The organism is Leifsonia xyli subsp. cynodontis, from assembly GCF_050632205.1.
In the GTDB taxonomy this organism is placed as follows: domain Bacteria; phylum Actinomycetota; class Actinomycetes; order Actinomycetales; family Microbacteriaceae; genus Leifsonia; species Leifsonia xyli_D.
Genome location: NZ_CP192578.1, coordinates 3,609,148 through 3,630,610 on the forward strand (window position 1 = coordinate 3,609,148; position 21,463 = coordinate 3,630,610).

The window sequence follows — 21,463 nt, forward strand, 5'->3', positions numbered from 1 at the left end:
GACCCTGAATACCCACTGGATTCCGTACGGTTCCCCGGAGGCGTCAGACCCCCGCGTCAGCGCGTCTCCCGATCGATCTGCTGCTCAAGGGTTACACGATCGATGCTGCCCGCCAGCTCCGCATCGACGACAAGGTCGGCTCACTCGAGGTCGGCAAGCTGGCCAATCTCGTCGTCCTTGGAGGAGACCCGGTTCGGGCTGGCGCGAGCTCGGTCGCGGACATCCCCGTGCAGGCCGTCTTCTTCGAGGGAGCCATGGTCGCCGGGTCGATCCCTGGGGCCACTCCCGCATCGGCGCATGGGAAGGCCACGGTACTGCCATGAGCGGATTCCAGCGGAGATGCACATCGAGCGCCGCACCCATCGACCATCAGCCCGTTCCGGCCGAGCAACTTCTCTCGGACGCGCAGACGACGGGAGCACTCGAGCTGGGGGACGTCGCAGGCGTCGAATACGGGTTGTGGGAGATCAGTGAGGGGGTCTCCACGGATGTGGAGGCGGACGAGGTCTTCGTCGTTCTCTCCGGCGCGGCGCGCATCGACTTCCCGGCGCTCGCCGAATCGATCACCGTCGGCCCAGGCGACATCGTCCGCCTCCGCGCCGGGGAGCACTCGGTGTGGACCGTGACCGAGACCCTCCGAAAGGTCTACTTCCTCGGCTGAGGATCGCGGATATCGCGAAGCCGGGGCGACGCGTTCCGCCCGGCGGAATCCCCGCCCCCGCGCGCCGGCGGGTTCACCCAGGATGGGGACGATCCTTCCCAGCGACGCGAAAGGCGGAATATGCGAACCCAGGTCGTCATCATCGGGGCCGGGCCCGCAGGGCTCCTGCTCGGTCACATCCTGCGACGAGCGGGCATTGGGTTCGTCATCCTGGAGCAGAAGAGCCGCGAATACGTTCTGGGCCGCGTGCGCGCAGGGGTGCTTGAACAGGGTTCCGTCGACATCTTGCGCGAACTGGGTCTCGACGGAGACCTGAGAGACAACGGGCTGACCCACCACGGCATCTACTTGCAGTGGGAGGGGCAGCGTCATCATCTCGACTTCGTCGACCTGGTCGGGCGGACCGTCACCGTCTACGGCCAGCAGGCGCTTGTGCGCCACCTGCTTGCCGAGCACGACAGGCTGGGTTCGGACATCCAGTTCAACGTCACGGGGGTCGCTCCGCACGGAGTCGATACCGATGCGCCTTATGTGACAACCGATGACGGCGAGCGAATCGACTGCGATGTTGTCGTCGGCGCGGACGGGTATCACGGTGTGTGCCGCCCGAGCATTCCCGGTATCCGGGCGCTGGAACGCACCTATCAGTACGCCTGGCTCGGCATTCTCGCCGACGTGCCGCCGTCCACCGACGATCTGATCTACGGTCTCCACCCCGAGGGATTCGCCATGCACTCGATGCGATCCTTGGCGGTGTCGCGGCTTTACCTGCAGGTCGACCCCGATGAATCGGTCGAGAACTGGCCGGACGATCGTATCTGGGAGGCACTGCAGACCCGGCTGGGGATTCCGGGCTGGACGCTTCATGAGGGGGCGATCACCGAGAAATCGATCACTCCTATGCGCAGCTACGTCGCATCCACGCTCGAGCACGGACGACTGCTTCTGGTGGGGGACGCCGGCCACATCGTTCCGCCGACCGGAGCCAAAGGCCTCAATTCTGCCATCGCCGATGTGGCGCTTCTCGGTCGCTCCCTGTCCACGCACTTCCGCGGTGACGACGCGCTCTTGAGGCGCTACAGTTCCTCCGCGCTTGCTCGTCAGTGGAAGGTGCAGCAGTTCTCGCAGTCGATGACGGAGCTGCTCCATGTTCAGAGCGACTCGGCGGATCAGTCGGCAAAGGGGTTCAGCTACCAGAGCCAAGTGGGTCGGCTCGAGTACACCACAGGATCGCGTCACGCTCAGGCGGCCCTCGCCGAGCAGTACGCGGGCCTTCCGTTCTAAGCCTCGACGAGCGCGGTTGCGGCCGAGTGGCAGGGGTTGGCGCGACGTTCCGCTGCGCGGAATCCGCGTTGGACGGTCGCGCCCATCATCGGGTTATCTCACGGGTAGGCAACGAAGCATTGGGAGGATTTCATGGCGCGCGTAGTCCGCGGCACACCCCGCGCACCGATCGACATCGTGGATGGTCTCGCCCGACTGGGAGTGGCGACCGTTCATGAGGCACAGGGGCGCGTCGGTCTCCTCGACTCCCGGCTGCGTCCCATTTTTCCGGCGCAGATCGCGGGTACGGCGCTCACCTGCGAGGTGGCCCCCGGTGACAACTGGTCGATCCATGTCGCGGTGGAGCAGGCTCGGCCCGGCGACATCCTGGTGGTCACCCCGACCAGCCCGTGCGATGACGGTTACCTGGGCGACCTGCTCGCCCAAAGCCTGATGGCCCACGGCGTGCGCGGACTCGTCATCGATGCCGGTGTCCGCGATGTGGCCACCTTGACCGAGATCGGCTTCCCGGTGTGGTCGAAAGTCATCAGTTCCCAGGGGACTGTCAAAGAGACGCCCGGGAACGTTCAGACTCCCATCCTGATGGCGGGTCAGCGCGTTCGGCCGGGCGACGTCATCGTGGCCGACATCGACGGTGTCTGCGTCGTCGAGCGTGAGCGCGCCGAGTCGGTCCTCGAGAAGGCGCTGCAGCGTGAAGCGAACGAGGTGGCAAAACGGGAGCGGCTCAAGGCCGGCGAACTGGGGCTGGACATCTACGGGATGCGAGAGGCGCTCGCGCACAAGGGACTGGTCTACGAGGACTGGGCCGAATGATCCTCCCGACATCCGTTTCCTGCGCGGTGATGCGCGGGGGCACCTCGAAAGGTCTCTACTTTCTGGAAGACGACCTCCCCGCCGATCGGGAGGTGCGAGACCGCTTCCTCTTGGCGGCACTGGGATCCCCGGACCCACGTGAGATCGACGGCATGGGCGGGGGGCACCCGTTGACCTCGAAGGTTGCGGTCATCTCACGATCGGCGCGGCCCGGCATCGATGTGGATTACCTGTTCCTTCAGGTCTGGCCGGACCGGGCCGAGGTCAGCGACCAGCAGAACTGCGGAAACATCCTCGCCGGTGTCGGCCCATTCGCCATCGAACGCGGACTCGTCGAGCCACGCAACGGCGAGACGCCCGTCTCGATCTTCATGGTGAACACCTCCTCGGTGGCGACCGCACTGGTGCAGACGCCGCACGGAGTCGTCGAGTACGCGGGCGATGCGCGTATCGACGGGGTTCCAGGCACCCACGCTCCGATCATGATCGACTTCGAGGACATCGCAGGGTCGAGCACCGGGGCTCTTCTCCCCACGGGAAACGCGGTCGACGTGGTCGATCTTGTCGACGGGATTTCAGCGACTCTGATCGACAACGGGATGCCCGTCGTCTGCGTGGCCGCATCCGAGCTCGGCGTGACCGGATATGAGTCGCCGGCCGAGCTGGAGGCCAACGACGCACTGCGCGCGCAGATCGAGAGGATCCGTCTGACCGCCGGGCGCCTGATGAACCTCGGGGATGTTACCGACAATACCGTGCCGAAGGTCAGCCTGCTCGCACCGGCCAGGTCGGGCGGCCTCATCTCGACGCGGACTTTCATCCCGCACCGGGTGCACGAGGCGATCGGCGTGCTGGGCGCAGTCTCGGTCGCCACTGCCTGCATGATCCCGGGCAGCGTCGCCTCCGAGATCGCGCAGCCGCCGACGGGAAGCCGGGAGCTGACCGTCGAGGTCGAGCATCCCTCCGGCTTCTTCTCGGTGCAGATGGCCGTCGACGCCACGGGAGACCAGATCACTGTCACCCGGTCGGCTCTCCTACGTACGGCCCGGCTCCTGATGACCGGGCAGGTCCATGTACTCGCGGATGCCGGAAAGGCCTGACATGATCATCGATTGCCACGGGCACTACACCACTGCACCGGAGCCGCACACGCGGTGGCGTGCGGATCAACTCGCTGCCTTCGAACGAGGGGAACAGAGCCCACCGTACCCGGAGATCCCTGACGAGCTGATCGTCGACTCGATCGTGCAGAACCAGCTCAAGCTGATCCGCGAGCGCGGCAGCGATCTGACGATCTTCTCCCCCGGGCTTCCGCAATGGGACACCATGAGGGCGACGAGACCACGAGTATCGAATGGACGGTGGCGTGCAACGACCTGATCAAGCGCGTTGTCGACCTGTTCCCCGGCACATTCGCCGGCGTCGGACAGCTGCCCCAGTCGCCGGGTGCCGGTCTGGGAGCCTCCATCCGCGAGCTCGAGCGGGTCGTGAGCGAGCTCGGATTCGTCGGGATCAACCTGAATCCCGACCCGGGCGGCGGCAGGTGGACCAGTGCGCCGCTCACGGACCGTTTCTGGTATCCGCTCTACGAGAAGATGGTCGAGTTGGACGTGCCGGCCATGGTGCACGTGTCCGCCTCGTGCAACCCGAACTTCCACGCGACCGGCGCCCATTACATGAATGCGGACACTACTGCGTTCATGCAGCTCCTGCAGGGTGACCTGTTCGCCGACTTCCCCTCGCTGCGCCTGATCATCCCCCACGGAGGCGGCGCCGTCCCGTATCACTGGGGACGCTACCGGGGTCTGGCGGACATGCTGAACAAGCCGCCGCTCGATTCCCACCTGATGAACAACGTGTTCTTCGACACCTGCGTCTACCACCAGCCGGGGATCGACCTGCTGTTGGAGGTCATCGAGAACAAGAACATCCTGTTCGGGTCGGAGATGATCGGCGCTGTCCGAGGCATCGACCCCACCACGGGGAACTTCTTCGACGACACGAAGCGGTACGTCGACGCGGCGGAGTTGACCGAACGCGAGCGCAACAACATCTTCGAGAACAACGCGCTTGCGGTGTACCCCCGGCTGGCCAAGAACCTGACAGAGGTCACGCGATGAACGCTCCGGCCTTCGTGAAGGACCCGGACTGGCTGGACTGGGACCGGGATCCGAGTCCTCCTACGTTCCGGCTGCCGGCCGGGGCGGTGGATGCGCACTGCCACGTCTTCGGGCCCGGCGCGGTGTTCCCGTTCGCGCCCGAACGCAAGTACACCCCGTGCGATGCCGGCAAAGAGGACCTGTTCGCCTTGCGCGACTTCCTCGGCTTCAGCAGAAATGTCGTCGTGCAGGCGACCTGCCACGGCGCCGACAACTCCGCGCTGCTGGACGTGCTCGAACACGCCGACGACCGCGCACGAGGGGTTGTGACCGTGCGCCCGGACGTCTCGACCAACGAACTCGAGCGCATGAACGAGCTCGGCGTCCGCGCGGTGCGCTTCAACTACGTCCGCCGTCTGGTCGACCCCAAGCCGGATGCGTACTACCGGTCCATCATCGAGAAGATCGCCCCCTCGGCTGGCATGTCGTCCTCTACTTCGAGCCGGCCGACCTCGAGGAGCGATGGGAATTCTTCACCAGTCTCGGCGTGCCCATCGTCGTGGACCACATGGGCCGGCCTGACGTCTCCCGCCCAGTGGAGAACCCGCAGTTCGCGCTGTTCCAACGCTTCATGCGGGAGAACCCGGAGGTCATCTCCAAGGTCAGCTGCCCCGATCGGCTCTCGATCTCCGGATCGCCGGCGTATGCGGACGTGGTGCCGTTCGCGCGGGCTCTGGTCGAGGAGTTCCCCGACCGGGTCCTCTGGGGCACCGATTGGCCGCATCCGAATATGAAGAAGGAGATGCCCGACGACGGGGTGCTCGTCGACTACCTCCCCTCGATCGCGACGACGCCGGCCGCGCGGGAGCGGCTGCTCGTCGCAAATCCCACACGGCTGTATTGGAGCTGAGCATGAAACCGAATTTCCAGCAGTTCGACGACCTCCCCGGGACGACGATCTTCACCCTCCAGAAGGCGCGCGAAGGCTTCGAGTTGAACCAGTTCTGCATGAGCCTGCGCTCGGAGTCCAACCGCCGGAGGTTCCACTCGGACGAGCGTGCCTACCTCGACGAATGGGACATGACGGAGGAGCAGAAGCAGGCTGTCCTCGATCGGCATTTCCAGAAGATGCTCGATGGCGGCGGCAATGTGTACTTCCTGTCGAAGATCTTCGCCTCCGATGGGCTCTCCTACGTGCAGGCGGTGAGCACCATGACCGACATGACCGTCGAGCAGTATCAGGCGATGATGATCGCGGGCGGCCGCAACATCGAAGGCTGGCGCTCCAAGGCCGAGAGGGGAGAGGCCTGATGGCAAGAATCACCGCTGGGATCGCCACGAGCCATGTCCCTGCCGTCGGGGCGGCGATCGACATGGGTCGCACGCAGGAGCCCTACTGGAAGCCCATGTTCGACGGTTACGACTTCAGCAGGAACTGGATGCGGGAGAACACGCCCGACGTCGCGATCATCGTCTACAACGATCACGCGTCCTACTTCGGCATGGACATCATGCCGACCTTCGCGATGGGAATCGCCGACTCGTTCGCGATCTGCGACGAGGGGTACGGCCCCCGTCCGGTGCCGGTCGTCGAGGGTGCACCCGATCTTGCGACGCACCTGGCCGCCTCCCTCATCCTCGACGACTTCGACCTCACCGTGCTGAACGTGCTCGAGGTCGACCACGGCCTCACGGTACCCATGTCCTTGATGTTCGGCACGCCGGACAGGTGGCCCGCCAAGGTCATCCCGCTACCGGTCAACGTGGTCATGTACCCGCAGCCCAGCGGCGAAAGATGTCTCTCCCTCGGTAAGGCCATTCGGGCTGCAGTCGAGCAGTTCGATGACGACCTGGATGTTCAGGTCTGGGGGACCGGCGGCATGAGCCATCAGATCCAGGGGGCACGTGCGGGGCTGATCAACCTTCCATGGGATACCCGATTCATGGACGACCTCATCTCCGACCCTGAGGTGCTGCAGTTCAAGCCGCACCTCGAGTACATGCGGGAGGCGGGCTCCGAGGGGGTCGAGCTCATCATGTGGCTCATCATGCGCGGCGCCCTGGGCGAGACCGTCGACGAGGTCTACCGCTTCAATCACGTCCCCGCCTCCAACACCTCGGTGGGACACCTCATCCTCACCCCCGGGAGGCGTCATGACGGTCAATCTCGCTGTCGTCGGACTCGGTGCGTTCGGGCACAAGCATCTCGAGGCGCTCGCGGCCATTCCCGACGCCACCGTTCGCTATGTCGCACACTCGACCCAGGAGAAGGCGGACGCCGTCGCCGATGAGGTCGGCGCGGTGCGCGGGTTCGCCGACTACGCCGAACTGCTTCGGCAGGACGACCTGGACGGCGTGATCCTGGCCACGCCGACCCAGTTGCATCACACGCAGACCGTACAAGCGCTGCGCGCGGGCAAGAACGTGATGGTCGAGATCCCGATGGGGGACTCGCTGTCCGCGATCACAGACATCGTCTCCGTTCAGCAGGACACCGGCCTCATCGCCATGGCCGGCCACACTCGGCGGTTCAATCCTTCCCACCAGTACCTGCACCAGAGGATCGTCGACGGCGCGTTCTCGATCCAGCAGTTGGATGTGCAGACCTATTTCTTCCGACGCACCAACACGAACGCGCTCGGGCAACCGCGCTCCTGGACGGATCATCTCTTGTGGCACCACGCCGCGCACACCGTCGACCTCTTCCAGTACCAGACCGGACAGAAGGTGGTCCAAGCCAACGCGATCCAGGGCCCGATCCACCCGGAACTGGGGATCGCCACGGACATGTCCATCCAGCTCAAGGCCGAAGGCGGGGCGATCTGCACACTCTCGCTGTCGTTCAACAACGACGGCCCCTTCGGGAGCTTTTTCCGTTATATCGGGGACACCGGAACCTATCTCGCCCGCTACGACGACCTGGTGGATGGCCGAGAGTCCCCGATCGACGTTTCCCGAGTCGCAGTCTCGATGAACGGCATCGAATTGCAGGATCGGGAGTTCGTCAGCGCGATCATCGAGGGCAGAGAACCCAACGCGAGCGTGAGTGAGGTGCTGCCGTGCTACCTCGTGCTCGACCAACTGCAACGCCAGCTGGAGGGCTGAGCCGCCGCGAGCGCCCTCATCGGCTGTGAGGGATTCTCGTGCTGTGCAGGATACGCGAGTACGTCAATGCCACACCATCGACCATCGTCGACTGATAGCCGATCTCGGCCAGCATCTCAGTGACATCCATCATCTCGATCTGGCGGCGCTTGACATGCTTGGCGGTGCCCTCCAGGTACCGCTTCGCGGTGTCGGCCGTGTGCGAGTCGAAGTCGCTCAGGAGTTCCTCGTAGGCCCAATCCTCCAGGCCGAGCCTTTCGGCGGCCCAGAGGTAGTCGATGAGGACGGCGGCCGTCCCCTTGGCCAGGATGCTGCGCAAGAGCTTGCGCGCGGCGGCAGCCCCGGGATCGGGCGAGACGTATTCCAGGTTCAAGCCCAGAGGCGCCATGAGTTCGAGGAAGCGCCGGGCGCCTGGCCCTGCGACGGCCATCGGCACCTTCTCGGCCAGACCGGGGACAGGTTTCATGATCGCCACGTCGGCGAAGATCCCGGGCCCGAAGAGCTCGGCGAGAGAGGCTTTCAGCGCCGGGGTTCCCGTGTTGAGGTCGGCGAAGACAGCAGTGGGTTCGATGAGCAGTGCCGCCTCGCGCGCAACAGACCGTGCAGCCGTGGCGGAATTGATGGACAGAACGACGTCGGAACCCCGGACGGCTTCACCGAGGTCGGCGGCTACGACGACGGTGCTGTCGATCGGTCGGCTGGTATCGAAGCCGATCACGGCGGCGCCGGCGTTCTTGAGGCCCTCGGCGATGAGCGACCCGGCTTCGCCGAGCCCGATCACCCCGACCTTCACCATGTCTTTCATGACCCAATTTTGACAGTAATACTGTCAAATGGGAAGACTGGCGCTAGGAATCGAACGAGAATCCCAGGACGTTCGCGGCGCGCAGGAGCAGTCCCTCGCGTCCTTGATTGCGTTCCGATCGGGCGATCGCGTGCTGCATGATCCCGATAGCCGGCGTGGCGAGAGGTTCCGGCGGTATCGGCAATGGACCTGTTCGGACCAGCGCGCTCCGCGTCCGCTCGGTGTCACGGCCGGCGAGCAGGTCCAGCATGACGGTCGCTGCGAAGCGCGTTGCGGCGACGCCGAGCCCGGTGAACCCGCTGCTGTACGCCACCTTCCCGCCGAGAGCCGTGCCGTGGAAGGCGACCAGGCGGCTCGACATGTCGATCATGCCTCCCCACGCATGGGTGAATCTGATGTCGGCGAGCTGCGGGAACGTGCGAAGGAAATGATCGGCGAGCCGCCGATACGTCTCGTCTCGATGGTCGTGCCGCGGTTCGATCCGACCGCCCCGGTGATACACCGCGTCGAAGCCGCCCCATAGGATCCGGTTGTCCTTGCTCTTGCGGTAGTAGTGGAAGCGCCGGGAGCTGTCGGTCATCCCGAACCGCTGAGTCCAGCCGACCTCCGCGAGTTGCTGATCGGTAAGAGGCTCCGTCATCAGTGCGTAGTCATAGACCGGAACGGTGCGCAGCCGGTTTCGGGCGAGCAGGGAACGGAATCCGTTCGTCGCCAGCACCACTCGACGTGCGGTGATCGACGCGTTCGCCGTCTCAATCGTCACATGCTGGCCGTTGTCGCGCAGACGTGTCGCGCGGGTGTTCTCGAAGATCCGGACGCCGCGGTCCAGGCAGGCCGCGCGGAGACCCCAGACGAGCTTCGCCGGGTTCACCAGGGCGACGCCGTGCGACTCCATGAGTCCGGCGCGGAATAGTGGGGACCGCACGTAGCTCTCGAGTTCGGCGGAGTCGAGGAAGCGTCCGGCTGAGCCGGCCGCGTTCTTGAGCTCATCGACCTGATAGTGCTCGGTCGCCACCGTCAGCATGCCGGTTCGCTCATACTCCGCGTCGATCCCGAAGCGGTGGAGGTCGGCCGCGAAGGCCTCGAAGTTCTCGGTTCCGAGCCGGTCGAGCGTCTCCATCTCCGCGGGGAAATGGCGGTAGCCGTTCTCGTTCCCGTGGGTCAGCGTTGATTCGACGAAGCCACCGTTGCGCCCGCTCGCCGCCCATCCACTGGTCTGGGCCTCGACAACCACCACCTCGCGAGACGGGTCCTCCGTCTTCGCGAGCAGTGCCGTCCAGAGGCCGCAGTACCCTCCGCCCACGACTGCGAGGTCGGCTTGCAGGTCGCCGGTGAGCGCGGAGGAGGCGGGCGGACGTGCCGCGCTGTCGAGCCAGTAGGGGACGCGAGCGGCGCCCAGAAGGGCGCGATCCAGCAGGCGGCCGTCGGACCGGATGTCGGTGTCGTATGCAAGGGGCGTGCGAGGCACGACGCGCCTACTCGTAGAAACGGGCGAGGAAGTCCGCGACGACCGCCGGCCGACCGGCTCCCTCGATGTCGATGGTGCAGGACACGCCGAGCTGATAGCCGCCCTTGACGGCCTCCACCGCGGCGATCGTGGCTGCCAGCCGGATGCGGGATCCAGCCCGCACCGGCGAGGTGAAGCGAACGCGGTCGAGACCGTAGTTCACCTTGGCGGATACGCCCTCGACATCGAACAGATCTGTCCAGAGCGGGATCAGAAGCGAGAGGGTCAGGAATCCGTGAGCGATGGGACCGCCGAACGGCCCGTCCTTCGCCCGCTCGACGTCCACATGGATCCACTGGTGGTCATCGGTCGCATCCGCGAAGGTGTCGATGCGGGACTGGCTCACCTCGATCCAATCGGACGGCCCGAGGGCGGTGCCGACGAGGCCGGGAAGCTCGGCGAAGGTGACGATGGTCTTCTCTGACATTTCTACTCCTGGGTGAGGTCGAGGAATCGGGCGGCATTGTCGCGCAGGATGGCGGTGCGCGCAGGCTCCGGAATGCTGAGTTCGTCGAAGTCGGCGAGCCAGCGGTCCGGAGTGATCAGGGGAAGTCGCTTCCGAACAGCACCTTGTCGCGAAGGAACGTGGATGCGGCGCGGACGAGCTGAGGCGGGAAGTACTTGGGCCGCCACCCGGACAGGTCGATGCGGACGTCGGGCTTGTGGGTGGCGATGGAGATGGCTTCGTCCTGCCAAGGAACCGAGGGATGCGCCAGGATCAGCTTCAGATCGGCGACCTCCGCTGCGACGTCGTCGAGCAGCATGGGGTTCGAGTACCGCAGGTGCAGACCGGCGCCCTGCGGCATCCCGGCGCCGATCCCCGTCTGCCCGGTGTGGACGAGTGCAGGAACCTTGAGGCGGGCGATGGTCTCCCACAGGGGGCGGTACTCGGGCAAGGACGGGTCGAACCCCTGGAGCGACGGGTGCAGTTTCACCCCGCGCGCCCCGTGGTCGACGACCAGGGATTCGAGCTCGTCGACGGCGGCGGTCCCGCGTCGCGGGTCGACCGAGGCGAACGGGATCAAGGCGTCCGCGTGATCGGCCGCCTGCTCGATGATGGCTGCGCTGTCGATCGGGTCATGCTGCAGCTGCGTGCGCGCATCGACCGAGAACACCACGGCGGCCATGCTGCGGCTGCGGTAATACTCTGCGACTCCGGCAAGATCCAGGCGGAGGTCGTCGCTGCGGAAATAGCTGGACGCCGCCTCTGCCAGCGCGGGGGGCAGCGACGGGTGGCCGTCGGAGTCGACCTCGATGTGGACATGGACATCGATTGCCGTCAACGAGGCGACGTCGATGGCGGAGCGATACACGGCTCAGGCCTTCGGCTGCTCGAATTCGGCGGGAAGGGGCGGGAACTTCTCGCCGACTGACTGCAGGTGGGCGGCGAGGTCGAGCCGGAATACCTCGGCGAGATCCTGCGCTGCCCAGCCGCCGTCGTGATAGCTGGTGATGACCGGTTCCGGGTGGGACCACAGCTGCAGGCGGTCTCCGCCCACGCCGATGACCTGACCCGAGATCCCGTCCGCTTCGTCGGATGACAGGAAGACCACAGCGCCGGCGACATCGTCTGCCGTGCCGAAGCCGAGATCGTGTCGGTAGAAGCCGGGCATCGGCTCGCCGCGGTCCTCCGCCTCGATCGCTGCCGCGAAGTAGGGGACGGTCCGCGTCATCGCGGTCGCGGCAACAGGGACGACGGCGTTGACCATCACACCCGCCTTGCGCATCTCGATGGCCCAGGTGCGCACCATCCCGACGATGCCGGCCTTCGCTGCGGCGTAGTTGGTCTGACCGAAGTTCCCGCGCTGCCCCGTCGGCGAGCCGATGGCGACGATTCGCCCGGGCGTCTCGGCCTCGCGGAAGTGGCGGAAGGCGGAACGGACGCAGGTGAACGTCCCACGGAGATGAACGTTGGTGACCAGGTCGAAGTCCTCGTCGGTCATCTTGAGCAACGACTTGTCGCGGAGGACGCCGGCGTTCGTCACGAGTGCGTCGAGACGGCCGAAGGCGGACACCGCTGCGGAGACGAGCTCGTCCGCGGTCTCGGTGGGCCCGACCGGTGCGACGACGCCGGTCGCCTTTCCTCCCGCGGCGCGGATGGACTCGACGGTGCGGTCGACGGCCTCTTCGGAGACATCGTTGACCACCACGGCCGCGCCCGCCGCCGCGAGTGCCGTCGCGTAGGCGGCGCCCAGCCCGCCACCGCTTCCTGTCACGATCGCAGCTTTGCCTTGCAGGGAGATGGTCACGGGGAACCCCTTTCATCCGTTCGGAGAGAACGTGGGAACATTAGCAGTATTACTGGCTATTTTGCGACCTCTCCTGATCTGACACCATGGTCGAGTGAATCCGTCCTCGACGACCTTCTTCTACCTCGTCAAGCAGGTCGAACTCGGGGTGCGCGCGCACCTGGAGGCCGTCGTCGGCGATGAGGGGATCACCGCCCTGCAGTACACGGCGCTGACGGTGCTCGAGCGTCATCCGGGCATGTCCGCGGCAGACCTTGCCCGGTTCTCGTTCGTCCGACCGCAGACGATGGCGCAGATGATCACGGTCCTCGAGGAGCGGGAGCTGCTTGTGAAGGAGCGCAGCAGCGACGACAAGCGGAGGTTCGGCATGTACCTCACGGCCGCCGGGCGGAACACGTTGGAGCGGTTGCGCCTCCCTGTGGCCCGGCTCGAAGAACGCATGACGAGCGATCTCGACTCGGCGCAGCAGAACGACCTGCTCCACGCCCTGGCCGCGGTCCGTGCCCGGCTCGAGGCGGAGGGCGCCCCCGCGCGGATCGCTGATCGTGACGCGTCTCTTCCAGCGCCCGAATAAGGCGCCCGTCGTGTTCCTCCCACCGGCACGCCGCTGGGCCTCCGTGGGGCGGATCGCCTAGATTCGCCGCATGCGCGACACGGATCGGACGCCCGATGACGGCGGCTCACCCGAGGAGGATTTCACCCCCGCCTAGCCGCCGTATACCGCTATCCGGTCAAAGGACTGGGCGGCGAAGGCCTGGATGCCGCCGACGTCAGCCGGTCCGGGCTCCCATTCGATCGTGCCTTCGGGCTGGCTCACGACCGGGTCCCCGTCGAGCCGTTCGGAACCTGGACGACCTACGAAGCGTTCCATGCGTTGTCCGAACGACCCGACCTGGCCGGCTTCACGGCAACGCTCGGGCCCCTCAGCGATCGGACGAGAACGCTTCTGCTGACCAGCCCCCAGGGTGAGAAGGTCCGAATCCCCGTCGACGAGTCCGGCGCGGCTACCCCCGACGACAACTCCCGCAGCACCATCTCCCGGTGGTTCGCGTCACCGCAGGCCGATGCCCGCCTCGTCTCGTCGGGCTATCACCTGTGGGACCTCAAGGATGCCCCCATCTCCATCATCAACCTGGCCACACTCCGCGAACTGGAATCCCGCGCAGGCGCGCACGTGGATCCGAGGCGGTTCCGCGCCAACTTCTACCTCGACGGGCTCGAGCCTTGGGAGGAGCTCGGATTCATCGGCCGTTACCTTCATGTCGGGAACGTCACGCTCGAGGTCCTGCGGCCGATCGAGCGCTGCCGCGCCATCACCGTCGACCCCGACACCGCCTCGACGTCGGTCAATCTGATCGCCGTGCTGGCCGCGCACTTCGGTCACATCTACTGCGGCATGTACGCCCGGGTCGTGACGCCGGGACAGGTGTCGCTCGCCGATCCGGTCCGGGTCGGAGAGGTCGTTCGCGAGCCGAGACCGCAGGAACTGACTCCGCGCGAGCGCGCCGCCGGCCCCCGGCGCGGCCGCATCCTCTCCGTCGCTTCGCCGGCGCAGGGCGCCAAGAGTCTTGAGATCGCCGACTACTCCGGCCACCTCCGTACTACCGAGCCGGGCCAGCATCTCCGTCTCCACCGAATCGAGAGCGGGGCACCCCTTTGGCGCAATTACACGGTCTCCGCCGTCAGCGACACGAGTTCGCGGATAACGGTCGACCTCAGGGAGGACGGGGAATTCTCGCCCTGGGTGCATCGACTCGCTCCCGGTGACGAGGTCGTCATCAGCGGGCCCTTCGGTTCCGTCAGCGGTTCCCGGGGGTGAGAGGGGATCTCGTGCTCCTCACGGCGGGAATCGGCATCACTCCGGCGCTGGCGATCGCCGGCGACCTGGCGAGAAGAGGCGACACGAGCCGGGTGGTGAAGGGAATCCACGTGGCGCGAACGGTGGCGTCGATCCCTCACCTGGACGAACTGCGGGCATCCTTCGCTACCCTCGGCGGGGACCTCCGGGTCTACCTGACTGCCGACCACCCGATGCCCGGATTTCACACGGGCAGGCCGGGAGACGCGGATCTCCGCGCGCTCATCGAAGACCCAGCGTCGGTGACAGTCGTCATCTGCGGGCCGACCGCCTTCGAGGCCGACATGCGCGCCGCCCTCAGCCGGCTCGGAGTGAGCGGAAAGCAGATCCGCTCCGACCCCTTCTACTCACCTCGAACCGACCTGGGGGATCGGCGTGAACCACCCCGTCCCGGTCCTTTCATGATCGCTTTCGACGACGGAGCCGACCGCGTCGACGCGGAGTGGACTGTCGCCGCGGGTTCGATCCTCGATGTCGCCGACGCGGCCGGGCTCACGCTGCCGGCAGCGTGCCGTGCGGGAGCTTGCGGTACGTGCGCGATGAGAGTCTCGGATGAGGTGGCCTACCTCGTCGACCCGATCTCCCCGCCTGAGCCGGGCACGGCTCTCATCTGCTGCGCCGTCCCGATCTCCGACGTCCGCGTCCGCAGTCTCGCGGCCGCGGAGGACCAGTGATGAGTCTCGCGCTGCGTCCTGTGGTTCCGATGATGAAAAGGATAAGTGTCATGCCCTCCACCAGCTACGCGGTCATCAATCCTGCGAGCGGCGAAACGCATCGCGCGTACCTCGAGATGACCGACACCGAGCTCGCTGCCGCTCTCGACGCGGCCCAGGGTGCCCTGGGCCAGTGGTCTCCGCGTGCCGGCCTCGCTGCACGTTCGCGAATCATCCGGCGGGTGGCCGAGCTCCACATCGAGCGACGGGACCAGTTGGCCGAGATCGCCGTGCGCGAGATGGGCAAGCCCTTCGAGCAGGCGCTCGGAGAGGTGGATTTCTCTGCAGCGATCTACGCCTACTACGCCGACCATGCCGAGGAGTTCCTCGCCGACGAGCCGATCGAGCTCCTTGCCGGCACGGGGACCGCGTTCGTCCGGCGAGCGGCGCTCGGCGTCCTGCTGGGGATCATGCCGTGGAACTATCCGTATTACCAGGTGGCGCGTTTCGCCGCGCCGAACCTCGTGGCAGGCAACGCGATTCTTCTCAAGCCGGCCGAGCAGTGTCCCGAGTCATCGGAGGCGATCGAGCAGATCTTCCGTGACGCGGGGGTTCCCGACGGTGCATACAGGACGGTGCTGATTTCGCACACGCAAGTGGAGCATGTGATCGCGGACCCGCGGGTGCAGGGAATATCTGTGACCGGATCGGAGCGGGCGGGAGCGGCCGTCGCTGCGGTGGCAGGGCGTCATCTCAAGAAGGTCGTTCTCGAGCTCGGCGGTTCGGATCCGTTCATCCTCCTATCCACCGACGATCTGGACGCGACGGTGGAACTCGCCGTGGCCGGGCGCCTCGAGAACGGCGGGCAGGCCTGCAATGCGGCGAAGCGCTTCATCGTCCAGGATTCTCTCTACGACGAGTTCCTGTCCCGTTTCACCAGACGGCTGGGCGAGGTGGAGGCCGCGGACCCGTTCGCCCCGGGGACGCGGCTCGGTCCGCTGTCGTCTCTCCGAGCGGCCGAGCTCCTGGAATCCCAGGTGGATCGGGCCGTGTCGAACGGGGCGACCCTGGTGCGTGGAGGCAACCGCCGCGGGGCCTATTTCGAGCCCACCGTGCTCACCGGCCTCGTCGGCGGTAACCCCGCCTCGCAGGAGGAGTTCTTCGGTCCCGTCGCCCAGGTGTATCGCGCGGCCGATGAGGCCGAGGCCGTACGCCTGGCGAACGACACGCCGTTCGGCCTGGGATCGTATGTGTTCTCGACCGACCCGGAGCAGGCGCTTCGTGTGGCAGATCAGCTCGAGGCCGGCATGGTTTTCGTGAATGCAGTCGGAGCCGAGGGGGCAGAACTGCCCTTCGGAGGCGTGAAGCGATCCGGGTCGGGGCGCGAGCTGGGGCGGTTCGGCATCGAGGAGTTCCTGAACAGGAAGCTGATCCGTCTGGGCTGAGACGGCAATCGTGTAGCGACCGCTATGCTACCCCTCAGGAACGTCAGGTGAGGAGCGTGCCGGTGCCCCGAGCGGTCGATCGCGAAGCGCGTCAGAAGGAGATCGCCGAGGCGGCCCAGCGGCTGCTCTCGGAGCGCGGCCCGGGTGCGCTGACGCTCCGGGGGCTCGCCGAGGAGATGGGGGGTCGATCACCCTCATCACGCACTTCTATCCGACGAGGGCGGATCTTCTGGTCGGTATCACGGACCAGTGGCTTCGAACGTTCGACGAGGAACTGGCACGGATCGAGGTGGGGCGGACACCCGAGCAGAGATTGCGGATCCTGCTGGAGTGGATGCTCCCTCTCACGCCGGCGGACAAGAGGCGCGAGACGGGCCGGGTAATGATGGCCTCCGAACGTTCGTCCGATCTCAAGGTGCAGAACTTCTACACGGCGATGGATACACGCATGCGTGGCCTGCTGCGAGAACACCTCGCTCCGTTCGTCGGCTCGTCCGAGCTGGACGACACGGTCGAGAGCCTCCGTGTCTTCTTCAATGGGATCGTGCTCTCCGCGGTCGAGCGACCGAACAAGTGGACCCGCAAGCGGCAGCTCGAAGCGCTCTACTTCGCGATGCGCGGACTCGGCCTGCCCGTCGGCTGAGCGGCGTTCGGAGCCGCCTGGCCGCGGCTGTTCCGCGCAACGGTACGTGCCGGAAATTCCCCTGCGCGGAATGGTCCCTCTATTTTATAGTGAGTGCTACACATAGCTCAGGACTAGCGAATCGAGGTGCCCTGTGCCGACGATGGTGGATTCTCCACTCCAGCAATTGCTCCACGCATCCAGTGTGCTGGTGGTCGGCGCTTCGCCCACCCGCCCCACGGCAACCGGCAATCAGGTGGTGCGCACGCTCCGCTCGGAGGGGTTCGCCGGCAGGATCGAGATCCTCCACCCCGCCGGCCAAGAGATCGAGGGCATCGCATCGGTGGCCTCGCTCGAAGGAGTGTCCGCTGTGGACACGGCCGTCGTCGCCGTGCGGCCGGACGCAGTAGTCTCCACCCTCGAGCAGATCCACGCGACGGGCACGCGCAGTGCCATCGTCCTGAGCGTCGGTCTTGATGCGCACCAGCTCCGCGAGCTGCGCGCGCTCGCGGACTCCACGGGAATGGCCATCCACGGTCCCAACTGCATGGGGCTGTACAACGTCGCCGAGAACCTGATGATCTGGGCGGACGAGGGGGTGATGACTGGGCTGCCGTCGGGAGACGTCGCTCTGATCTCCCAGTCGGGCTCCGGCGCCATCTTCGTCGCCCGTACCATGACCGGCGTCGGATTCTCCTACGTCATCTCCACGGGGAACGAGACCGCCATCAGCACCGCTGACTACGTCGACGCGCTCGTCGAGGATGCGACCACCGCGGTCATCGGTTTGATCGTCGAGTCGGTTCACGACGCAGACCAGCTCGGCGCGGCTTTGGATCGCGCGCACGAAGCGGGAAAGCCCGTGGTCGCCCTCAAGGTCGGCCGCACCTCGGCGGGAGCGCGGGCAACGGTGGCCCATACCGGTGCCGTGGTCAGCGATGCCGCGGTCGCGACCGCGTTCTTCGAGCGGCACGGTGTCCCTCTGGTAGACGACTACGACGAGCTGGCCTCGTCCCTCGAACTGCTCTCGCACCTCCACGGTCGGTCGCTCAAAGCGGGTCGCACGGCGGTCCTGACGATCTCCGGTGGTCAGGCCGCATTGGCGGCGGACCTGGCCGAGATGCGGGGCGTCACCTTGGCGGAACTGTCCCCCGTGACCCAGTCGGCGCTCGCGGCGGCATTGCCCGGCGCCGCGATCAACAATCCTCTCGATCTCGGAGGGTCCGTCTACGCCGCCGAGGACAGCTACGTGCAGTCGATCACGGCTGTCGCGTCCGACGACGGTGTCGATGTCCTCGTCGCCATCACCGATTCCCAACAGACTCTCAACGCAATCGAGATCGAGTACGAGGACGATCTGGTCGCCGCGGTGCGCGACGCGGCCGCGTCCTCCTCCACGGTCTTCGTGATCGCCTCCAGTTCGTCGGTCTCCATTCACCCCAGCCGCGTCTCCGGGCCGCGGGACGACGTGCCGGTGATCAGAGGGATCAGCAACGCGCTGCGGGCCGTCTCTGCTGCGGTGCTGGCGACGCGTGCACAGCCCTCCCTGAGCGACCGGCCGGGATTCCTCCCGAGTGCACAGCGCGTGCAGGAGATCCGGGCAGAACTTCAGCGCGGTCCCCGCACGGTCGACGGCGCTCGGACCCGGGAGCTCTTGGCCGAATACGGCCTGCCGTTCGTGCGATCGCAGGCCTGCGCCACCGTCGCCGACGCCATTGAAGCAGCCCGCGCGATCGGGTATCCGCTCGTGGCGAAGATCGATTCCCCCGACATCGCTCACAAGTCGGAAGCCGGCGGGGTCGTGATCGGGATCGGCGACGAGGGCGAACTGCGGGAGGCGTGGTCGCGGATCCTCAGCTCCGTCCGTACGGTGTACCCCGACGCCCGGGTGCGCGGGATCGAGCTTCAGGAGCAGATCGGGCACTCGATCGAGGCCTTGGTCGGGGTGGTCGCCGATCCGGAGATCGGAGCTGCGGTGGTCACCGGCATGGGGGAGTGCTGGTGGAGCTGCTCGCCGACAGTTCGGCCGCCTTCGCACCGCTCTCACGACCGCAAGCAGGTGAACTCCTGCGATCGACGCGCCTCTCCCGGCTCCTCGACGGATACCGCAACCTGTACCCCCGTGTGGATGATTCCGCGTTGGTGGGCGTGATCGAGGCGGTGTCGTGGTTCGCCCACGACATGCACGGCGTCATCGCCGAGTTCGATGCGAACCCCGTGCTGGTAGAACCGTCCACCTCGCGCGTCCGCCTCATCGACGCCCTCCTGGTCGTCGAGTCGGCCGCCCCCTCTGAGACCTTCTAGGAGCACGCATGACTGAACAATCCGGTGCCATCGTGGCGTCTGCCACCTGGGAAGACCTGGAGACCCTGATCGGCCGCGAGTTCGTGAGCTCGTGGCTCCGGGTCGACGAAGACCGAATCGCGGCGTTCGAGACCGGGTCATTCGTGGAGTCCAACCCCAACGGAGTGAACCTCGCCCTCTACCCGGAGGGCCTGGTCGAGGGATTCCACCTGCTCTCGCTGCTCGACTACCTGGTCAACGGGGTGTCGTTCGTCGAAGATGAGCGATGGTCGGGCTGGAATTACGGCTTCGACCGCGTCCGGTTCGTCAGCCCTGTGACGACCTCCGACCGCATCCGTGTGCGAGGGTCGGTGTCATCGGTGGTCGAAAAGGGTGAAGACCGACTCGTCACCTATGACCTCACTCTCGAGGTGGAAGGACGCGAGAAGCCGGGCGCTGTCGCCCAGTGGCTGGTCTACTGGACGGTCCTCGGCGACGAGTAGCCGGTCGCACGCCCTTCGTCTCGACGCTTACGCTGCGTCGAGACGAAGGGCACGCGCGGACCGTGATGCGAGCAGGCAGACACGGCGGAGAATGTGCTCGACGGCGGCCGGATTGAACGTCGCGCTGTCACCGGAGATGGAAAGTGCTGCGATCGGGAGTCCGCGGGCGCCCATGACCGGAGCCGCGATGCTGGTGAGCGAATCGAGGGATTCGCCGTGCTCGAACGCCACGCCGACATGGCGAACGCGTCGCAGTTCCTCCTGCAGCTCCTGCTCGTCCACGATCGTGCGGCTCGTCCAGGCATGCCGCGGCGCGCGGAGCACTTGTTCTGCAGCAACGGCGTCGTACGCGAGCAACACCTTCCCCACTGCGGTGCAGTAGGCCGGTTGCCGCCCCCAGGCGGGCCGGGGTTCGAAGACGGGCATGGCCTTCGAGCTTGTTGAGGTGGACCACATTCGGGCCGGCCAGGATGGCGACCTGAACCGTCTGGTGCGTGGCCTCATAGAGATCAGCGAGGTACGGCGTCATGAGATCCCGGATCGTGTCTTGCGTCTGTGTGCCTGACAGGGTCCCGAGCTCTTGTACGACCTGGCCGATGCGGTAAGCGGTACCGGCGCGCTCAACGAACCCGTTGCGCTCCAGCATGGCCAGGAGGCGGAAGGTCGTCGACTTGTTCAACTGGGTTCGGCGAGCCAGCTCGCTGACCCCGACACCCAGGTTGGCATCACGTCCGAACGCTCGGAGAACGCAGGCTGCCTTATCGACGGCCGTTCGCGTGTCGCGAGCACGAGAAGGGTACTGCACCATCGCGATCCCGCCTTCCGTTGTCTGTTCTGCACATTGTGCAGAGCTTGAGCGGGCGACATTGGACAGCCGTCATTTATAGTGGACGCTATAGAACCGTGACCCGAGTGAGGTGCCCATGGCGGCGAACAACGTGATCGCTCGCAATGTGCGGCGATTCCGAGAAGAACGCGGCTTATCGCTGGGTGAGTTGGGCCGCCGCGCAGGTCTTGCAAAACAGACGATCGCGAGCATCGAGACCGGAACGGGCAATCCTACGATCGTCACGGTCGAGAGCCTGGCATCAGCGCTGGGCGTCACCTCCCGTGCGCTGCTGACCGAACTGGGCACCGAAATACTGGTGAACCCCGGATCCGAGGCGCGTTGGCACACCAGCGGAAACCTTCGCTTCCGCGGGTTGGACGAGTCGTTCGGCTCCGGCTACGTCGTCAACTCGCTCCTGCGTCTCGATTCCTCGAGCGGCGTCTCGCGCCATCCCGCGGGCAGCCGGGGAACCCTCCGGCACTGTTTCGTCATCGAAGGCCAGGCGCGACTGGGCCCGGAGTCCGAAGCCGTCTTCGCGGAGCCGGGGGACTTCGTCCGGTTCCCCGGTGATGTGCCGCACACGTTCAAAGCCATCTCGGTATCGGCTTCCATCTTCGTCTGCACTACGTCGCCGCAGCTCCCGCGCGCGCGTGGAGATCGCACGTTCTGATCCCGATCGCCCCATGCGTCAGCAGCTGAAGGATGCGTTCCAGTGCGTGGCACAGCCGGCATCTCCTGCGGTTGAGC

The 21,463-nt window shown here is 66.2% G+C and carries 18 protein-coding genes and 7 pseudogenes; 19 read left to right on the top strand and 6 right to left on the bottom strand.

Annotated features, from left to right (window positions below):
- Window positions 1-8 precede the first annotated feature (8 nt).
- The 10 genes and pseudogenes from ACQ86M_RS18175 (at window position 9) to ACQ86M_RS18220 (ending at window position 7,962) form a co-directional block, all read left to right on the top strand.
- Window positions 9-323 (top strand): amidohydrolase family protein, encoded by a 315-nt coding sequence (locus ACQ86M_RS18175; RefSeq protein ID WP_431247914.1) that lies wholly within the window; start codon window positions 9-11, stop codon window positions 321-323.
- On the top strand, window positions 320-661 hold the full coding sequence (locus ACQ86M_RS18180; RefSeq protein ID WP_431246461.1) for a cupin domain-containing protein: 342 nt from the start codon (window positions 320-322) through the stop codon (window positions 659-661). Before ACQ86M_RS18175 ends, ACQ86M_RS18180 begins: the two co-directional genes overlap by 4 nt.
- Window positions 662-781: 120 nt before the next feature.
- Window positions 782-1,945, top strand: coding sequence for a 4-hydroxybenzoate 3-monooxygenase (locus tag ACQ86M_RS18185; protein WP_431246462.1), 1,164 nt, complete (start codon window positions 782-784; stop codon window positions 1,943-1,945).
- Between the two features lie 132 nt (window positions 1,946-2,077).
- The gene (locus tag ACQ86M_RS18190; RefSeq protein ID WP_431246463.1) at window positions 2,078-2,758 is read left to right on the top strand and encodes a 4-carboxy-4-hydroxy-2-oxoadipate aldolase/oxaloacetate decarboxylase; all 681 of its coding nucleotides are present in this window, start codon (window positions 2,078-2,080) and stop codon (window positions 2,756-2,758) included.
- Complete coding sequence (locus ACQ86M_RS18195; RefSeq protein WP_431246464.1) at window positions 2,755-3,858, top strand: 4-oxalomesaconate tautomerase; 1,104 nt, start codon at window positions 2,755-2,757, stop codon at window positions 3,856-3,858. The genes ACQ86M_RS18190 and ACQ86M_RS18195 overlap by 4 nt, the downstream gene beginning before the upstream one ends.
- 213 nt (window positions 3,859-4,071) lie before the next feature.
- A pseudogene (locus ACQ86M_RS18200) lies at window positions 4,072-4,878 on the top strand (amidohydrolase family protein); the annotation flags it as partial.
- Window positions 4,875-5,767, top strand: a pseudogene (locus tag ACQ86M_RS18205) (amidohydrolase family protein). The pseudogenes ACQ86M_RS18200 and ACQ86M_RS18205, both read left to right, overlap by 4 nt.
- 2 nt (window positions 5,768-5,769) lie before the next feature.
- Window positions 5,770-6,168 carry a protocatechuate 4,5-dioxygenase subunit alpha gene (gene ligA, locus ACQ86M_RS18210; RefSeq protein WP_431246465.1) on the top strand — a complete coding sequence of 133 codons (399 nt, stop codon included), beginning with the start codon at window positions 5,770-5,772 and terminating at the stop codon, window positions 6,166-6,168.
- Window positions 6,168-6,968: pseudogene (locus ACQ86M_RS18215) on the top strand (class III extradiol dioxygenase subunit beta); the annotation flags it as partial. The gene ligA and the pseudogene ACQ86M_RS18215, both read left to right, overlap by 1 nt.
- 43 nt (window positions 6,969-7,011) lie before the next feature.
- Window positions 7,012-7,962, top strand: a complete 951-nt coding sequence (locus ACQ86M_RS18220) for a Gfo/Idh/MocA family oxidoreductase (protein WP_431246466.1) — start codon at window positions 7,012-7,014, stop codon at window positions 7,960-7,962.
- Between the two features lie 16 nt (window positions 7,963-7,978).
- Here the strand turns inward: ACQ86M_RS18220 and ACQ86M_RS18225 are convergent, their stop codons facing one another.
- The 5 genes and pseudogenes from ACQ86M_RS18225 to ACQ86M_RS18245 all read right to left on the bottom strand — a co-directional run bounded on the left by ACQ86M_RS18225 (window position 7,979) and on the right by ACQ86M_RS18245 (window position 12,517).
- Window positions 7,979-8,767, bottom strand: coding sequence for a DUF1932 domain-containing protein (locus tag ACQ86M_RS18225; protein ID WP_431246467.1), 789 nt, complete (start codon window positions 8,765-8,767; stop codon window positions 7,979-7,981).
- 43 nt (window positions 8,768-8,810) lie between these two features.
- Entirely contained in the window at window positions 8,811-10,202 is a 1,392-nt protein-coding gene (locus tag ACQ86M_RS18230; RefSeq protein WP_431247915.1) for an NAD(P)/FAD-dependent oxidoreductase, read from the bottom strand.
- 40 nt (window positions 10,203-10,242) lie between these two features.
- The gene (locus ACQ86M_RS18235) at window positions 10,243-10,701 is read right to left on the bottom strand and encodes a MaoC family dehydratase (protein ID WP_431246468.1); all 459 of its coding nucleotides are present in this window, start codon (window positions 10,699-10,701) and stop codon (window positions 10,243-10,245) included.
- A 2-nt stretch (window positions 10,702-10,703) separates the two neighbouring features.
- Window positions 10,704-11,587 (bottom strand): annotated as a pseudogene (locus ACQ86M_RS18240) (amidohydrolase family protein).
- Window positions 11,588-11,590: 3 nt separating this feature from the next.
- Window positions 11,591-12,517, bottom strand: coding sequence for an SDR family NAD(P)-dependent oxidoreductase (locus ACQ86M_RS18245; RefSeq protein WP_431247916.1), 927 nt, complete (start codon window positions 12,515-12,517; stop codon window positions 11,591-11,593).
- A 100-nt stretch (window positions 12,518-12,617) separates the two neighbouring features.
- Between ACQ86M_RS18245 and ACQ86M_RS18250 the strand changes: the two genes are divergently transcribed.
- The 8 genes and pseudogenes from ACQ86M_RS18250 (at window position 12,618) to ACQ86M_RS18285 (ending at window position 19,887) form a co-directional block, all read left to right on the top strand.
- The gene (locus tag ACQ86M_RS18250) at window positions 12,618-13,097 is read left to right on the top strand and encodes a MarR family winged helix-turn-helix transcriptional regulator (RefSeq protein ID WP_431246469.1); all 480 of its coding nucleotides are present in this window, start codon (window positions 12,618-12,620) and stop codon (window positions 13,095-13,097) included.
- 141 nt (window positions 13,098-13,238) lie between these two features.
- A pseudogene (locus tag ACQ86M_RS18255) lies at window positions 13,239-13,961 on the top strand (MOSC domain-containing protein); the annotation flags it as partial.
- On the top strand, window positions 13,950-14,342 hold the full coding sequence (locus ACQ86M_RS18260) for an FAD-binding oxidoreductase (protein WP_431247917.1): 393 nt from the start codon (window positions 13,950-13,952) through the stop codon (window positions 14,340-14,342). The pseudogene ACQ86M_RS18255 and the gene ACQ86M_RS18260, both read left to right, overlap by 12 nt.
- 11 nt (window positions 14,343-14,353) lie before the next feature.
- Window positions 14,354-15,055 (top strand): 2Fe-2S iron-sulfur cluster-binding protein, encoded by a 702-nt coding sequence (locus ACQ86M_RS18265; protein ID WP_431246470.1) that lies wholly within the window; start codon window positions 14,354-14,356, stop codon window positions 15,053-15,055.
- 50 nt (window positions 15,056-15,105) lie between these two features.
- A complete protein-coding gene (locus ACQ86M_RS18270; RefSeq protein WP_431246471.1) occupies window positions 15,106-16,479 on the top strand; it encodes an NAD-dependent succinate-semialdehyde dehydrogenase in 1,374 nt (457 codons plus the stop codon).
- A gap of 289 nt (window positions 16,480-16,768) precedes the next feature.
- Window positions 16,769-17,122, top strand: a complete 354-nt coding sequence (locus tag ACQ86M_RS18275) for a TetR family transcriptional regulator C-terminal domain-containing protein (protein WP_431246472.1) — start codon at window positions 16,769-16,771, stop codon at window positions 17,120-17,122.
- Between the two features lie 142 nt (window positions 17,123-17,264).
- A pseudogene (locus tag ACQ86M_RS18280) lies at window positions 17,265-19,405 on the top strand (acetate--CoA ligase family protein).
- Window positions 19,406-19,413: 8 nt separating this feature from the next.
- Window positions 19,414-19,887, top strand: a complete 474-nt coding sequence (locus ACQ86M_RS18285) for a hypothetical protein (RefSeq protein ID WP_431246473.1) — start codon at window positions 19,414-19,416, stop codon at window positions 19,885-19,887.
- A 27-nt stretch (window positions 19,888-19,914) separates the two neighbouring features.
- Here ACQ86M_RS18285 and ACQ86M_RS18290 read toward each other — a convergent pair.
- Window positions 19,915-20,695: pseudogene (locus ACQ86M_RS18290) on the bottom strand (IclR family transcriptional regulator).
- A gap of 115 nt (window positions 20,696-20,810) precedes the next feature.
- On the opposite strand from ACQ86M_RS18290, the gene ACQ86M_RS18295 reads away from it, so the two are divergent.
- Window positions 20,811-21,386: a helix-turn-helix domain-containing protein gene (locus ACQ86M_RS18295; RefSeq protein ID WP_431246474.1), complete on the top strand. Its 576-nt coding sequence runs from the start codon at window positions 20,811-20,813 to the stop codon at window positions 21,384-21,386.
- The last annotated feature ends 77 nt before the right edge of the window (window positions 21,387-21,463 follow it).

What these genes read in the sequence shown, in the direction of transcription:
- ACQ86M_RS18180 (WP_431246461.1), top strand. Translation starts at nt 320, where the DNA reads ATGAGCGGATTCCAGCGGAGATGCACATCGAGCGCCGCACCCATCGAC.
- ACQ86M_RS18185 (WP_431246462.1), top strand. Translation starts at nt 782, where the DNA reads ATGCGAACCCAGGTCGTCATCATCGGGGCCGGGCCCGCAGGGCTCCTG.
- ACQ86M_RS18190 (WP_431246463.1), top strand. Translation starts at nt 2,078, where the DNA reads ATGGCGCGCGTAGTCCGCGGCACACCCCGCGCACCGATCGACATCGTG.
- ACQ86M_RS18195 (WP_431246464.1), top strand. Translation starts at nt 2,755, where the DNA reads ATGATCCTCCCGACATCCGTTTCCTGCGCGGTGATGCGCGGGGGCACC.
- ligA (WP_431246465.1), top strand. Translation starts at nt 5,770, where the DNA reads ATGAAACCGAATTTCCAGCAGTTCGACGACCTCCCCGGGACGACGATC.
- ACQ86M_RS18220 (WP_431246466.1), top strand. Translation starts at nt 7,012, where the DNA reads ATGACGGTCAATCTCGCTGTCGTCGGACTCGGTGCGTTCGGGCACAAG.
- ACQ86M_RS18225 (WP_431246467.1), bottom strand. Translation starts at nt 8,767, where the DNA reads ATGAAAGACATGGTGAAGGTCGGGGTGATCGGGCTCGGCGAAGCCGGG.
- ACQ86M_RS18235 (WP_431246468.1), bottom strand. Translation starts at nt 10,701, where the DNA reads ATGTCAGAGAAGACCATCGTCACCTTCGCCGAGCTTCCCGGCCTCGTC.
- ACQ86M_RS18270 (WP_431246471.1), top strand. Translation starts at nt 15,106, where the DNA reads ATGCCCTCCACCAGCTACGCGGTCATCAATCCTGCGAGCGGCGAAACG.
- ACQ86M_RS18285 (WP_431246473.1), top strand. Translation starts at nt 19,414, where the DNA reads ATGACTGAACAATCCGGTGCCATCGTGGCGTCTGCCACCTGGGAAGAC.
- ACQ86M_RS18295 (WP_431246474.1), top strand. Translation starts at nt 20,811, where the DNA reads ATGGCGGCGAACAACGTGATCGCTCGCAATGTGCGGCGATTCCGAGAA.